The 14893-nt window shown below is 67.0% G+C and carries 14 protein-coding genes; 3 read left to right on the plus strand and 11 right to left on the minus strand.

The genetic code is table 11. The annotated features are described in order from the left end of the window. Positions 1–50: 50 nt before the first annotated feature. The 11 genes from ACZK29_RS11875 to ACZK29_RS11925 all read right to left on the minus strand — a co-directional run bounded on the left by ACZK29_RS11875 (position 51) and on the right by ACZK29_RS11925 (position 12347). On the minus strand, positions 51–677 hold the full coding sequence (locus tag ACZK29_RS11875) for an ATPase (RefSeq protein ID WP_024956515.1): 627 nt from the start codon (positions 675–677) through the stop codon (positions 51–53). A gap of 3 nt (positions 678–680) precedes the next feature. After that, positions 681–1022, minus strand: coding sequence for a type II toxin-antitoxin system prevent-host-death family antitoxin (locus ACZK29_RS11880; RefSeq protein ID WP_478446046.1), 342 nt, complete (start codon positions 1020–1022; stop codon positions 681–683). Positions 1023–1092: 70 nt separating this feature from the next. After that, entirely contained in the window at positions 1093–2688 is a 1596-nt protein-coding gene (locus ACZK29_RS11885) for a sensor histidine kinase (protein ID WP_111203602.1), read from the minus strand. 9 nt (positions 2689–2697) lie between these two features. Next, complete coding sequence (locus ACZK29_RS11890) at positions 2698–3102, minus strand: response regulator (protein ID WP_478447087.1); 405 nt, start codon at positions 3100–3102, stop codon at positions 2698–2700. Positions 3103–3238: 136 nt separating this feature from the next. Beyond that, positions 3239–4693, minus strand: coding sequence for a surface lipoprotein assembly modifier (locus tag ACZK29_RS11895; protein ID WP_478446047.1), 1455 nt, complete (start codon positions 4691–4693; stop codon positions 3239–3241). A gap of 90 nt (positions 4694–4783) precedes the next feature. Next, positions 4784–5548, minus strand: coding sequence for a Slam-dependent surface lipoprotein (locus ACZK29_RS11900; protein WP_478446048.1), 765 nt, complete (start codon positions 5546–5548; stop codon positions 4784–4786). Between the two features lie 59 nt (positions 5549–5607). After that, positions 5608–6363 carry a Slam-dependent surface lipoprotein gene (locus ACZK29_RS11905; protein WP_134958196.1) on the minus strand — a complete coding sequence of 252 codons (756 nt, stop codon included), beginning with the start codon at positions 6361–6363 and terminating at the stop codon, positions 5608–5610. A gap of 27 nt (positions 6364–6390) precedes the next feature. Continuing rightward, positions 6391–9510 (minus strand): TonB-dependent receptor, encoded by a 3120-nt coding sequence (locus ACZK29_RS11910; protein WP_459046864.1) that lies wholly within the window; start codon positions 9508–9510, stop codon positions 6391–6393. A 182-nt stretch (positions 9511–9692) separates the two neighbouring features. Further along, the gene (locus tag ACZK29_RS11915) at positions 9693–10649 is read right to left on the minus strand and encodes a FecR family protein (RefSeq protein WP_459046865.1); all 957 of its coding nucleotides are present in this window, start codon (positions 10647–10649) and stop codon (positions 9693–9695) included. An 82-nt stretch (positions 10650–10731) separates the two neighbouring features. Then, positions 10732–11235, minus strand: a complete 504-nt coding sequence (locus tag ACZK29_RS11920; protein WP_111203595.1) for an RNA polymerase sigma factor — start codon at positions 11233–11235, stop codon at positions 10732–10734. Between the two features lie 185 nt (positions 11236–11420). Further along, positions 11421–12347 (minus strand): LysR family transcriptional regulator, encoded by a 927-nt coding sequence (locus tag ACZK29_RS11925; RefSeq protein WP_478446049.1) that lies wholly within the window; start codon positions 12345–12347, stop codon positions 11421–11423. A gap of 150 nt (positions 12348–12497) precedes the next feature. On the opposite strand from ACZK29_RS11925, the gene ACZK29_RS11930 reads away from it, so the two are divergent. The 3 genes from ACZK29_RS11930 (at position 12498) to ACZK29_RS11940 (ending at position 14811) form a co-directional block, all read left to right on the plus strand. Next, positions 12498–13364, plus strand: a complete 867-nt coding sequence (locus ACZK29_RS11930; protein ID WP_478446050.1) for a pirin family protein — start codon at positions 12498–12500, stop codon at positions 13362–13364. Positions 13365–13436: 72 nt separating this feature from the next. Next, positions 13437–14117: a hydrolase gene (locus tag ACZK29_RS11935; protein WP_459046868.1), complete on the plus strand. Its 681-nt coding sequence runs from the start codon at positions 13437–13439 to the stop codon at positions 14115–14117. Between the two features lie 52 nt (positions 14118–14169). After that, positions 14170–14811, plus strand: a complete 642-nt coding sequence (locus ACZK29_RS11940; RefSeq protein ID WP_478446051.1) for a hydrolase — start codon at positions 14170–14172, stop codon at positions 14809–14811. Positions 14812–14893: the final 82 nt, after the last annotated feature.

Below are 14893 nucleotides of genomic sequence, written 5' to 3' on the forward strand. Positions count from 1 at the left end.
ACGGCGCGGTTTCGCGCGATGTGTGAAAGGTATCCACGCATGGCGTGGATCTAATCCGAGGTGTTCAATTCCATCGCACGCATCACGATGGGCTTGGCCCAATCCGGCGTATGCAGCAGCTCGGCCACCGAGACCGGGTACTGCAGCTGGCCATGCGCCATCGCCAGCACCGGCAGCGGCTCGACGCAGCCGTCGGCGTCGGCGGGAGCGCTGTTGTCGTAGACATGCAGCTCGGCCAGGTGTGGCAGCAGGTCCAGCAGATTCTCGCGCGCCGAATCGAAGCGGGCGTGGATCTTCTCCACCGGAATATCGTGGCCACCGGCCGCTACCCGCGCAGCGACGCGGGCGATGTGCAGCTCGACGCTGGCCAGGCCGCAGAACCATACCGCCACATGATGCTGCTCACAGGCCTCGCGCAGCAGGCCTGGAATGGTGTTGCCGCCCAGCGTGGTCTCGAAGGCGAAGTCCGTGCCATCAGCCATGGCCTGACGCAGGCGGCGGGTGCCTTCCTGCCAGGCCTCCGCATTGGCATCGGGCAGCGGCCAGCCGGCCTCCACCAGGCGCCGGGTGAACGAATCGGGGTTGAACCAGCCCAGCCCTTCGGCTTCCAGCCAGGTACCCAGCAGCGAACTCTTGCCGGCGCCATTGACGCCGGCAAGCACCAGGATCCGCCCCATCGGTCAGAGCGGACGGCCGAGGGTGACCTTGCGACCGCGGCGGATCGGCTGGCCCAGCACCTTGCCCAGCCCCTCCCCGCGCTGCAGGCTGGCCAGGGTCTGGTCAAACTCACCGCGCAGGCGCAGCAGTTCTTCGCTGCGCTCACGGGCATCGCCGCCAGCGGCCTTGGCCAGCAGTTCCTGGTAGGTGCGGATGTCCACGATCACCGCTTCGGGGTGGTTGTGGTTGGTGATGACCAGCGCCTGCTTCTCGCGCACGGTGCGCATCAGGCTCGGCCAGCCACGGGTCTTCACCGACGACGCGGGGGCCTTTTCGAGGCCAGGCAGATCCAGCGGCAGGGTCATGGCACGGCTCCGGGTAGGGTGGATAATGGCCACTATACCCAATTTGGTCAAATTGGATATAAATGAACCTTTACCTGCCGGAGCCGTCCGCCGCAGCGCACGGCGCATCGGTCTGCAGCAGGCTGTCACGCTCGCGCAGCGGGAAGCGGATCCAGGCATCCAGTCCCTGCGGGTCGAAGCGCAGTTCACCGCTGCCGGCCAGTTCATAGGGCACGCGCTGCTCGATCAGCGCCCGGCCAAGCCCACGCTGCCGGGGCAGCTCCCAGTCTTCCACAGCGGCATGGCGTTCACACCAGTGCAGCCCCAGCCACGGCTGCCCGCCCTGCACCTGCAGGTGCCAGGTCACCTCGATCCGGCCATCCTCATGGCTCAGTGCGCCATGCCGCAGGGCGTTGGTCGCCAATTCGTGGATCGCCAGGGACAGCACTTCGGCCGCCTTCGGCGGCAGCAACACGTCCTCGCCCTGCAGGCGGTAGGCGGCCGCTGCCGGCCTCAGCGCCGCGATCTCCTCATCGATCATGCCACGCAGGCAGACCCCGGCATTGGCGCCACGGGTCAGCAGGCTCTGCGTGCGTGCCAGCGACATCAGTCGCCCGCACAACCGTTCAGCGTATTCATCCACGCTGCTGACCGACTCGCGGGTCCGCCAGGCAATGGCATGGATGGTCGACATGATGTTGCGCACCCGGTGCTGCAGTTCGGCCAGCAATACAGACTGGCGCTCGGTGGCACGCTTGAGATCGTCGATGTCCACGGCGATGGCAAATACGCCGCTGACCTCACCGTCGCCATCGCGCAGGGGCGCGGCCGCGACCCGGGTCCAGCGCGCGCGCCCATCGTCATGCAGATACTGGAACTCCAGCCCCGGCACCACGGTCTCGCCGCGCATCGCACGGGCGATGGCGAAATCCTCCGGCCCGATGGCGCTGCCGTCCGCATGCCAGCCACGCCAGCGATGCAGGTTCACCTCATCCGTGGAGGGCACCTTGCCGCTGGGCAGATAGGCACGCATCTGGTCGTTGGACAGCTGCAGGCGCCCTTCAGTGTCGACAATGCAGACGCCCACCGGCAGCACCTTGAAGGCCAATGCCAGGCGCCGGTCCGCCTCCCGCCGCTTCTGCTCTTCGCGCTCGCGTGCCGATTGGGCCACATGCGCCGCTGTGGTCTCGAACATGGTCACGAGCACGCCGTTGATGCGCCCTTCCTCGCCACGGATCGGGCTGTAGGTAATGGTGAACCAGACATCCTCCAACCGCCCGCGGCGCGCCAGGGGGTAGAGTTTGTCCTCGTAGGTGATGGTTTCGCCCTGCCAGACGCGCTGGTAGATCGGTCCATTGATATGCCAGACCTCGGGCCAGCACTCGCGGGTCGGCTGGCCGAGCCCGCCGGGATGCTTGTCGGCCAGAATCTCGGCATAGCCATCGTTGTAGAGCTGCACCAGCTGCTCACCCCACAGCACGATCATCGGGAAACCATGGGCCAGCATCAGGTCGACGGTGGCGCGCAGGTGGGGCGGCCACTGCTCGCAGGCACCCAACGGCGTGGATGCCCAGTCGTGGCGGGCGATGCGCGCGGCCATGCCATCGTGGCGCACATGCAGCTGCGGTGCAGGTGGCATCTGGCCACGCAGCTTGGCGGCGTGGATGTCTTCAGGACGGCGCGACATGCCGCGCAATCAGGCAATGCCCGCAGAGACCTGCGGCGCCGCCACCAGCGCGGCCAGCTGCTGCACCAGCGCTTCGATGTGATAAGGCTTGGTACAGCGCGGCGCGCTGGCAAAGCGGCTGGGCAGGTTGTCGTCGTAACCGGAGGTCAGCAGGAAGGGGATACCCGCCTCGGCCAGCCGATCGGCCAGCGGATAGACCTGCTCACCTCCCAGGTTGATATCCAGCAATGCCACATCGATGGGATGGATACCGACCAGCCGCCCCAGCGCCTGCAGGTCGCCGGCAGGCCCCACCACCTGTGCGCCTTTCAGCTCCAGATAGTCGACCAGAAACATCGCGATGGCGAATTCATCCTCCGCCACCAGTACACGCAGCCCTTTCAGGCCCTCTGGTTTGTTGCCCGCTTCCAGCACGACCGGCGCTCCTCGATACACGCGGCCCAGCTCTGCCGCAACGCCCGCAGGATGCGCGAACCGGGCTACAAGAGCGCGTGATGATGGATGAAGGTCGCGGCCACGGCGCGTTCACCGCGGCATTGCAACGCCGCGTTCAGAAGGCCCGTTCCCACTTCAGGCTGAGCAGGCTGCGGTCGTGGCTGTACAGCCAGCCGACGTTGCTGTCGATGCGCGCGTAGCGCAGGCTCAGGCTGGGTACCAGCCCGGCCACGGCCAAGCGCTCGCTGCGCACGATGGCGATCAGGTTCTGTTCGTCGTCCTGCCTGCGCGCCTCCAGCAACGGACTCCAGGTGTCGTAGTCGCGCTGGCGCAGCGACACGAATACGGTGGCCGTGGTGCCACTCCACTGCCGCGCGGCGCCCAGCCGCAGGCCGCGCTGGCGGTAGCCGTTGGCCGGGTCGGCTGCGCTGCTGTCGGTGACATCCAGCCCGGCGAAGACCGTCCAGCGTGGATTGAGCGCGCGGAACCAGGTGGCGTACAGCGATGCCAGCTCGCCGTCGTAGTTGCTGGCAAGGCCCTGCTGGCGATAGCGCTGGCGCTTCCAGTCAGCCTCCAGCTTGAGCAGGCTGCGTGCATCCAGGGCGTACTGCGATTCCGCGTGCACGCCGCTGCCGCCCTGCAGCGCATGGTTGCCCAGGGCCTGGTAGTCATAGCTGGGGGCGAGCATCACGGTCTGCCGTGCACTACGCCAGCTGTAACCCGCCTGCACGTTGGCATTGAGCTCGTTGTACGCACTGTGCCCGCGCCATGCCTGGCCGAAGGCGAGGCCGCGCACGTACAGCCCATGATGCCCGCCGAGCACCCAGCGCCGTTCCAGGCTGGCGTCGTAGTCGAGGCCCGCCGCGCGCTGGGCGTCCGGCAGTTTCCGTTCGATGATGCAGGCGTCGCCCACGCCGAACAGGCAGGTGCGACTGGCCGAACTGCGGTTGATGTTGTCACTCCATGCCGGGCCGGCGGACAGCGCACCTTTCCAGCGCTGGCGCGCCTGCAGGGCACCCAGGTAACCGTCCACGCGCGCGCGGACGCCGGCCGTGGCCGGATCATCGGCATTGATGCCTGCAGCGATGGCTGTGAACAGCGCGGCCGCATCGCGATCGCGCTGGTCTTCCGCATAGACACGTGCCAGCTCGAGGCGGGCCGGCAGGAAATCCGGCTGCGCCGCCAGCAGCGCTTCGTACTCCATCGCCGCGCGACGATGGTCGCCTGCCACCCGCGCCAGCGCCCCCTGCGCATAGTGGCGCAGCAGGGGGTCATGCCCCGGCAGTTCGATGTACTCCTCGAGGAACGCAGCGGCGGCCTGCCATTGCTGATGCTGCAGAGAGAGGTAAAGGGCCTGGCCAAGATCATCGACGGTGCGCTCCACGCGCAGCGTCTGGCCGTCGATGGTGATGGTCGGCCGCTCCGACTCTGCCTGCTGCAGGCGCTGCTGGTCCTCCTGCTGGTGGCGCAGTTCGGTGCGCTGTTCCAGCACACGACGGAGATCGTCCTGCTGGGCGCGCACGTCGGCGGCGGCCAACAGCAGGACGAGAAGAAAGATGGGGGGGCGCATGGTCGATCCGTGGTGGGGCGTACACCGGGCCGAAGCAGGGACTGGCGGATCGCGGCTTGTCCCTGCCCTGCCCCGTCAGGGGCGTGGCGATCAGTTCTTGCTGCCGCCGAAGGCGGTGTCGTACTGGCTGTTGCCGCTGAAGGTGGCGATACCGGCCAGGGTGGCCGCGTTGGCGCCGAAGAACTGGCCCTGGGTGGTGCCGGCAACGCTGCCGTTGGCGGTGGCGGTGCCGGCGAACGAGGCGTTGGCGCTGTTGATGTTGGCGTTGACGTTGATCGACAGGCCGCCACCGCTCAGGCCACCGAGCAGGGTGCCATTGCCGAAGTTGGCGCGGAAGGTACCCGACAGCAGGTTGCTGCCATTGAACTTGTTCAGGCCTGCCACGCTGTAGGTGACCACGCCGGCCGGCAGCGTGGTGCCGGCACGGTCACCGACGAAATAGACCTGGCGGTTGTTGAAGCCACCAGCGGCGCCATCCTTGGACCACTCGCCGAACCACACATCGCCGCTGCCGACCTTGACGAAGTTGAAGTGGCCCATGCCGGAATGGCTGCCCGGGGTACCGGTGATCGGCATGGCCAGTGTGCGTACGGTGACACCATTGACGGTGGTCGGGGCCGAGTAGGCCGCCAGGCCCTGGAAATCGACCGGCTTGGCATTGGACACAGTGCCAACGCCGATACCGGCCTTGCCGGCCGAGTGCGGGCCGCCGTTGACTTCCGACGCACCCACCTTGACGTACAGCTGCGCATCGGTCGCCGGGCTGGCAGCGCCGACGATGTCGGCCGCCTGCGCAGTGCCGGCCAGGGCCAGTGCAGCGGCGACGGCCAACAGGGAACGGTTGATCATTTTCATGGTATTGCTCCTTGGGTTGAGGGAACTACGGGTACAACACAAAAAGGAACGGCGGCGGATCAGTTGCGCTGACCGCCGAAGGACGTATCGAACTGGCTGTTGCCGGCAAAGGTTGCGATGCCGGTCACCGCACTGGCACCGGCGCCGAAGAACTGGCCGCTGCTGGTACCGATGATCGAACCATTGGCGATGGCCGAACCGCTGAACGCACCGGTGGCGCGATCCAGCGTGCCGCTCGCGGCGAGCCTGTATCCGGTCCCGACCAGGCCGGCGGTGACGGTGCCGGTATCGAAATTCGCCCGCAGTGCACCTTCCAGCACGCCGCTGCCATCAAAGCGGTTGATGCCAGCCAAGGTGTAGGTCACGATGCCTGCTGGCAGCGAAGTACCGGCACGGTCACCGACGAAGAACACCTGGCGGTGATTGAAGCCCGCCTGCGCGCCGCTGGATGACCATTCACCGAACCAGACATCTGCATTGCCCACCTGCACGAAGCTGAAGTGGCCCACGCCAGCGGTGGCGAACGGCAGGCCTGCGTCCGGGCCCAGCGTGCGGACCGTGGTTGCGCCACGCACCACCGTGGTGGCGTAGGGCGCCAGGCTGGCCACGTCCACTCGCGCCGCGTTGGCATACGGCCCCAACGAAATGCCTGCGCGACCGGAACGGTGCGGACCGGCATTGAGTGTCGATTCGCCTGCGTTGATGTAATGGACGCCGTCCTGGGCCGGGCTCTGCCCGCCAGCGATGTCGGCAGCCATGACCGGCATGGAAGCCAGCAGGCCGATCGAAAGTACAAGGGTGCGGGGCTGTTTCACGGTTGATTCTCCCTGTCGAATGCGGACTCAGAAGCGCGCGGTGATGCCAAGCTTGATCGTGCGGCCTGGTGCCGGAAGCGTTGAGCGTGTTGCCGGGTCGACGTAATAGCGGTTGCCGAGATTGCTGCCGACCAGCTCGACGCTGGCGTGCTGGTTGAAGCGCCAGCGGGCGTAGGCATCCACCGTGGTGATGTTTCCCCAGGTGAAGGGCACGTTCTGCCAGAGCAGGCTGCTGCCCCCGGCGATCAGGCGGTCGCGGTAGGCCTGCAGGTCCGGATTGTCGTGCCGCTGGTAGTGCACGATGCGGCTGCCCAGCTCCAGGCGCTCATCGAACAGGCGGGTGCCGAGTGACCAGTTCACCGACAGCTTCGGCGTGGCCTGGGTCAGCAGATAGCCGCTGACGAAGCCATCCTGGACGCAGTTGGGCACCCGCCCCTGGTCCGCATCCAGCCGTACCGCCGAGCTTTCATCGCAGACTTCGTTTTCAAGGATGCGGCTGATGCCCAGATCGGTGAAGAAGCGCCGGTTGTCGAAGCGCGCCTGCAGCTCGATGCCGCGGATGGTCTGCTTGTCGATGTTGTCGAACATGAAATACGCATCACGTTCGATGACATTGCGGGTCTTGTGCACGTAGTAGGCCAGCTTGACGTCGGCATCGGCGGTGTTGCCGAACAGCCCGGAAAGGTTGTGCACGTACCCCAGCTCGTAGTTGTAGGCATGCTCCGGCTTGAGTGGATACAGCGGATTGAGGCTGCTGGAGAACGCAATGGTGCTTTCGAACATGCTGGGGAAGCGCACCGCCTCGCTGTAGCGCAGATAGGCACGAGCGGCCGGCGAGAAACGCACCGTCGCCGAGAACGTCGGCAACCAGGCGTGATCGCGGTGCCGTTCGTTGCGCCCGGCCACCGACTGCATCGCCCCGCCCCCGATCCTGCAGCGGATGTCGGTGCCGAGGACCATCGGCAGCAACCCGGGGATGGCGGCGACCTGGCCGTTGAGGCAGGGATTGGTGGCTCGGCCGTAGTTGCCGTTTGCATCGGGCAACCAGGGAATGCCGTGCTGGACCTCCCTGGGTGTCTCGTACTTGCGCAGCAGGTCGGCCAGCGACTGATCGACGATCCAGCCCATGCCGATGCTGTCCCAGAATTCCCGCTCGCTCTCGAGTGCGTCGATCTCGCCCTGCAGGCTGTCCGGCCGCGGCGGCAGTTCATTCACCCGGTACTGCGCTTCGCGCGGCACGATCGAGGTCGTCTGCAGTTCCGGATGCGCCTGCAGGAAGTCGTCGAACGCCCAGTAGCGGCTGTAGCGCACGCCGGCGTTGAGGGTGAGGAACTCGAACGGGCGCCATTCCAGGTTGAGGTAGCCCTCGCCTTCCTGGCGGCGGCCGGCACGCGGGTACATGCGCCAACCATCGGAAGGGCCGAAATACGGGTCACGCGAACCGAGCTTCTCGTATTGCCAGTTGCCGCCCACGGTCAGGTCCAGGGTGGAATGCAGAGCGAAGCGGTTGCTCAGGGTCAGGCCGGTACGGTCGTTGCTCGCATTCGCCAACGCGGTGTTGCGCAGGATCGGGCTGGCACCGGCATTCCAGTCCGGATTGCCGGGGGCGAAGTTCGGGAAGCCGCCTGCGGTGTAGGTATCGCTTTCCGTCTCGGTGCGCCACAGGTTGGCGTAGAGGTCCAGCCAGCGGCTGCCGGCCGGCTGGAAGCGGTATTCCAGGTTCCAGGCATCGGACGCAACCCGACTGAGCGGCCACTGGATGCGCCCATAGTCCGGCGCCGAGAGGATGCGCGACGGCATGATCTCGCCGTAGTGCGACAGCGTGCGCCGCCAGGTGGCCTTCAGCTGCTGGTCGTCATTGATCTGCCAGCTGCCCTTGACCAGCCAGGACTCCTGTTCGCTGGAGGTATTGGGCACTTCATCGCCCGGCTTGAAGTAACGCGCCAGCGTGGTGATGTAGTCGATGCCCTGGTACTCGAACTGCTCACGCCGGTCCTGGTCGTAGTAGGCGCTGCCCTGGGTCCCGGAGAAATAGTTGCCGCGCTTGCGCCAGGCATAGGCTGCCATCAGGTCGACGTTGTCGCCGCGTACGCCCAGTGCCAACCGCCAGGCCTGGTCTTCGCCATCGAAGGGGTTGTTGCCGCTGCGCGACTTCACCGGCACCACCAGGGTGCGGTCGTCATAGGGCGAGTTCGGCGAGCCCTGCGGGAACCCCGGCACCGTGCGGTAATCCTCGCCGGTGTGCAGGCGTGGCAGGCGCGGCGCCACGGCATTGCTGCTGCCTTCGATCTTCAGCTCCCCGCCGAAGCGCTCGCCGGCCGCAACGATGTCATCGACATCGATGGTCTTGATCACCAGCGCGCCACCGATCCCGCTGTGCACATCGCGCACCAGCCCTGGCCCCTTGATGACCTGGATGCCACCAATCAGGTTGGGATCGATGTAGTTGCGGTTGCTCACGCCGTTGTAGCCGCGCCAGACCGTGAGCGCCTGTTCGCCGCCGTCGATGCTGACCGGCACCCGCCCCGGCCCCTGGATGCCGCGGATGTTGATGTCCAGCGCGCCGCTGTTGCGAGCATCGCCACTGAACACACCGACCAGATCCTTGACCACGTCGGCCGGGTTGGAGCCGCGATAGCGCTCCACCCGGTCGCGCCCCGAATACGCCGTGGTCAGGTCCAGCGCGAACACATCATCGTAGCCGCGCCGATCACGCGCCTCCCCCCCTTCCGACTGCAGGCGACCGGCCACGTCAAGCGTCTCGGTCACCCGCACCCCTTCCCCTTCACCCGCGTCCGCTGCGGCCCGCAGGCTCCAGGTGCCGTCCAGGCCGCGCTGTGCGCGTACGCCGCTGCCGCGCAGCAGCTGCTGCAGGGCCTGCATCTGGCTGTACTCACCACGCACTGCACTGGAGCGGCGGCCCTCCACCAGGTCGCTGCGGAACACCACCTGCACATCGGCCTGGCGGCCAAAGGTACGTACAGCATCAGCCAGTGGCTGCTCCGGAATGGCGTACTGGCGCAGCGGCGCGACGACCGCCGGTTGCGCCTGCACGGCCGGCACCCAGGCCAGCGGCAGCAATGCGGTGGAGATGGCCAGGGCCAGGACGGTGGCGCGACGATGACAGGCGGATGCCGTGGACGGCATGGACAGGAACTCCTCAAGCGTGGCGGAACCACGGGCACATCCGGTGCCGGTGGTGTGTCTGGCTTGAGGAGAAACGGTGTTTCGCTCTGGCTATACCTCTATAGACAGCGGGGCACAGCGAGTGCCCACGGTTTTTTCATTTTTTTTTCATGTGGCGAGCTGTGCGCTGCGCCGCAGGCGCCTCACCACACCAGCAACGCACCACCGGGCAAGCGCTGAACCCGCAGTCCCGCCTGCGCGGCCACGGCGTCGATGGCCGTTTCGGGCTGCTGCAGATGGAACAGGCCACTGACCCGTACGCGTGCGCCCTGTCCGCCCACCACCCAGACCGGGGCACGCCGGTAGCGGCCGAGATCGGCGATGGCCTGGGCGGCCGGCTGATCGTCGATCACTACCTCGCCACGCCGCCACGGCGCCATGGTCTCGGCATCTTCCAGCTGCATTGGCTGCAGCCAGCGACCGTCACGGAACACGCGTGACTGCCCCGCATGCAGGCGCTGCACGCTGCCATCGCCCGGACGCACGTCGACCACACCCTCGCTGACCTGGGTGGTGACCGTGGTATCCAGCATCGACACACTGAAGGCGGTACCGATGTCACGGACCAGGCCGCCCGCCGCCTCGACCTGGAACGGGCGCGCCTCGTGTGCCACCTGGAACCAGGCTTGGCCGCGCAGCAGGCGCAGGTGGCGCTGCTGGCCATCGAACTCAATCGCCAGTGCGGTGCCAGCGTCAAGTACGGCGGTGCTGCCGTCGTCCAGCTGCACCACGCGCGGTGCATCATTGCTGCGCAGGTCACTGCGCGCCAGCAACAGCGCGTGTGGCGCAGCGGCAACCATCAGCACCACTGCGGCTGCACTGGCCAACAGCCACGGCAGGCGGCGGCGCGGCGCGATCGGACGCAACCCCTGGCAATCAGCCGTCAATCCTGGCAGCGCGGCCAGCACGTCCGGCCCGGCGGCATCCAGGCCCTGCCAGAAGGCCTGCTGCTGGTGCCATGCCAGCGCATGGCGGGGATCGGCCTGCAGCCAGCGCTGCAGGGTTCGTTGCTGGCGTTCCGGCAGCGGGCCTGCGCTGCACCGGATCACCCAGCGCAACGCCTGCCTGGCCTGACGCGGCGAGGGTTCGGACGTGGTCATGGTTGTGGCCTGCCGCACCGCGAACGGGTGCGCCTTCCTGTTGTGACAACGGCGGGCGCGATCTGCCCACGGCAATCGCGGCTCATCGGCGTGTTCCCTGCTGGTGCTGCTGGATCAACAGTGCCGCGCGCAGCACATGCTTGCCGACCAGGCTCTTGGAAATACCCAGCCGGGCTGCGATCTCGCGCTCGCTCAGGCCCAGATACCGGTTGAGCACGAAGCACTCGCGTACCTGCGCCGGCAAGGCAAGGATGGTCTGGGTGATCTCGCGCAGCTGCGCCTGGTCCAGCGCCTGGGCCTCGCCATCATGGCCTGCATCGGCCATGTCGACGGCGTACTCGGCCATCGCGCGCCGCTCGCGGGCATCCGCCTGGCTGCGGTTGAGCGCGTGATGGTAGGCCATCCGGTACAGATAACCGCGCGGCTCGAGGATGGGGGGATCGCCGGGCACGCTGCTGGCCTTCAGGTACAGGTTCTGCAGCGTGTCCTCGGTACTGGCCGGGTCGAGATAGCGCGCGATGAAGCGAGACAACGCACGGCGCTCGCGGATCAGCAACTCGACCAGCGCCAGGGCATTGGGAGACATAGGTGCCAAGGCCGGACCGGGGAATGATGGGCGTGATGGCGACGGTCCGGACGTGGATTGTGGGCTGGGCGGCCGCAGGCGGCAAGCAAAGTCCCGTCGCGCGGCACCAGGATCATCCACGCATGGCGTGGATCTACCAGGCGGCTGCGGATCCAGTAGATCCACGCCATGCGTGGATGCGGAGCCTACGGTTCATCCAACGCCTCGAAACGCTCTGCAAGGTAATCGATCAATGCGCGAACCGCCGGCAGCAGCCCACGCCGCGACGGGAACACCGCGTGCACGATGCCGTGCTTGGGCACCCACTCCGGCAGCACCGGCACCAGCGCGCCACTGGCCAGCTCGTCGCTGATCATCATCCGCGGCAGCATCAGCAGGCCCACTCCGGCCACCGCGGCCGTGCGCAACGCGATCATGTCATCGCTGACCAGCCGCGGGCGATGGTGCACGCTGGCCAGCACATCGTCGGGCCCGGTGTATTCCCAGACATGCTGCTGGCTGGGCGATGCCAGATCGACGGTCGGCATCATCGCCAGGTCGGCCGGCACCTGCGGCGTGCCCAGCCGCTGCAACAACACCGGACTTGCACTGGTGCACCAGACCCGCCGCGCCAGAACGCGCACCACAAGGTCACTGTCTTCCAGTGGGGGTGGCCGCACCCGGATCGCCACGTCCACACCCTCGCCCACCACGTCGACGCGCCGGTTGGTGGCGTCCAGCTGCGCCGTCACCTGCGGGTGCAGGGCCAGGAAATCGGCCAGCATCGTGCCGATGCGCGCATGCAGGATCGCGATCGGGCACGCCAGGCGGATGGTACCGCGCGGCTCGGCGCGTGACATCGCAATCGCTTCTTCGGCCGCCTCGGCCTCGACCAGCATCGCCTTGCAATGGCGGTAGTAGTCCTGGCCGACCTCGGTGACCGAGAAGCGCCGGGTCGAACGCTGGATCAGGCGCACGCCCAACCGTTCCTCCAGCAGCGCGATGCGCCGGCTCAGTTTCGACTTCGGCATGGCCAGCGCCCGGCCGGCCTGCGAGAAGCCGCCGTGCTCGACCACCATGGCGAAGTAGAACAGGTCGTTGAGGTCACAACGGCGGATATCTGCGATGAACACGGGGCGATCTCCTGCGGCCCATGGCCTGCAACCATTGTTCACCAAACAGGACTATGACGGCAAATATTGGCGTCTACCGGCCCCATTGTCGCGGCGATATCGTCTTCGCAACGAGCAACAGCGGCCGGCGACCCCGGCCAGGAGATCGCCATGAAGCGTGTCACCGGTACCTACAGCGCCCCCCGCCCGCACTGGGTGGGCGACGGCTTCCCCGCCCGCTCGATGTTTTCCTACAACACCCACGGCCAGCACCTGAGCCCGTTCCTGCTGCTGGATTACGCCGGCCCCTACACCTTCGCGCCCAGCGATACGCCGCGCGGCGTCGGCCAGCATCCGCATCGCGGTTTCGAGACCGTCACCATCGTCTATGAGGGCGAGGTCGCACATCGCGATTCGACCGGCGCCGGCGGCACCATCGGCCCGGGTGACGTGCAGTGGATGACCGCGGCCTCCGGCATCCTCCACGAGGAATTCCACACGCCGGAATTCAGCAGGCGCGGCGGCACCCTGGACATGGTCCAGCTGTGGGTGAACCTGCCGGCACGCGACAAGATGGGTGCACCGGGCTACCAGACCCTGCTTGACGCAGAGATTCCCTCCGTGGATCTGCCCGATGGCGCCGGTCGCGTCCGTGTCATCGCTGGCCTCTTCCGCAACCACGCCGGCCCAGCGCACACCCACACGCCGTTGGATGTCTGGGACATCCGCCTGCAGCAGGGGCACCACGCCGAACTGCCGGTGGCCGAGGGCCGCACGCTGGCGCTGGTGGTGCTGAAGGGCACGGTGCGGATCAACGCGGGCCAGCCGGTTGGCGAGGCACAGCTGGTCACCTTCGACCGCAGCGGCGAGGACGTGTTCGTCGACGCCGACAGTGATGCGACCGTGCTGCTGCTCAGCGGTGAGCCGATCGACGAGCCGGTGGTGGGCTACGGCCCGTTCGTGATGAACAGCCAGGCCGAGATCGCGCAGGCCGTCAACGACTTCAACAGCGGCCGCTTCGGGCAGATCGCGCACTGAACACTTCAACGCGGCGGGCTGCGGCCCGCCACAACCATCGGGCCATCGCCCACCCTCCCCAGGAGAATGACCATGAGTACACCCGCCAACTTCAACGGTGCCCGCCCGGTGATCGATCCGGACAATGCCGCGATGCTGCTGATCGACCACCAGAGTGGCCTGTTCCAGACCATCGGTGACATGCCGTTCACCAGCGTGCGTGCCCACGCCACCGCGCTGGCGAAGATGGCCACGCTGGCAAAGATGCCGGTGATCACCACCGCCTCGGTTCCGCAGGGGCCGAACGGCCCGCTGATCCCGGAGATCCACGACGCGGCCCCGCATGCGCAGTACGTGCCGCGCAAGGGCGAGATCAACGCCTGGGACAACCCGGAGTTCGTTGCTGCGGTGAAGGCCACCGGCCGCAGGCAGCTGATCATTGCCGGCACGATCACCAGCGTGTGCATGGCCTTCCCGTCGATCGCCGCCGTCGCCGATGGCTACCAGGTGTTCGCGGTGATCGACGCGTCGGGTACCTACTCGAAGATGGCCGAGGAGATCACCCTGGCCCGCGTGGTGCAGGCCGGCGTGGTGCCGATGGACACTGCTGCAGTGGCCTCGGAGATCCAGCGCACCTGGAACCGCGACGATGCCCAGCAGTGGGCCGAGGTCTACACGAAGATCTTCCCGAACTACCAGCTGCTGATCGAAAGCTACCTGATGGCGCAGGACGTGCAGAAGAACCACGAACAGCTGGATTCGCAGCGCAGCTGAGTGGCCCCGCTGCCGGCCGAACGCCGGCACGCCCCCGAACAGGAGACCCACCGTGTCCAGTGAACCGATCCGCGACCCGGCCAGCGACCACCTGCTGACCCCGCAGAATTCCGCTTTCATCATCATCGACTACCAGCCGGTGCAGGTGAACTCCATCGCCTCGATGGACCGCCAGCTGCTGGTCAACAACATCGTCGGCACCGCCAAGGCCGCGGTGGCTTACAGGCTGCCGATCGTGCATTCGACGGTGAACGTCAAGACCGGCCTGAACAAACCGCCGATTCCGCAGCTGCGCAAAGTGCTGGGTGACTACCCCACCTACGACCGCACCACCATCAACTCCTGGGAGGACGTCGAGTTCCGCAAGGCGGTGGAAGCCACCGGACGCCGCAAGCTGATCATGACTGCGCTGTGGACCGAGGCCTGCCTGACCTTCCCGGCGCTGGATGCGTTGAAGGAAGGTTATGAGGTGTATGTGGTGGTCGACGCCGTCGGCGGTACCTCGCTGGCCGCGCACGATGCCGCGCTGCGCCGCATCGAACAGGCCGGTGGCCAGTTGATCAGCGTGCCGCAGCTGTTCTGCGAGCTGCAGCGCGACTGGGCCCGTTCGGAAATGGTGCCGGCCTTCATGAACCTTTTCATTGAAACCGGCGGTACGGCGGGCATCCAGTTCTCGTACGATCGTACCGAGTGATTGCGTGGCGGCGCCGGCCCTGGCTGGCGCCGCCCTTGGGAACGGTCGAGCATGGCTCGACGCTATAGACAGTTGGAGAACG

This window comes from Stenotrophomonas sp. 89682_Sma, assembly GCF_056481405.1.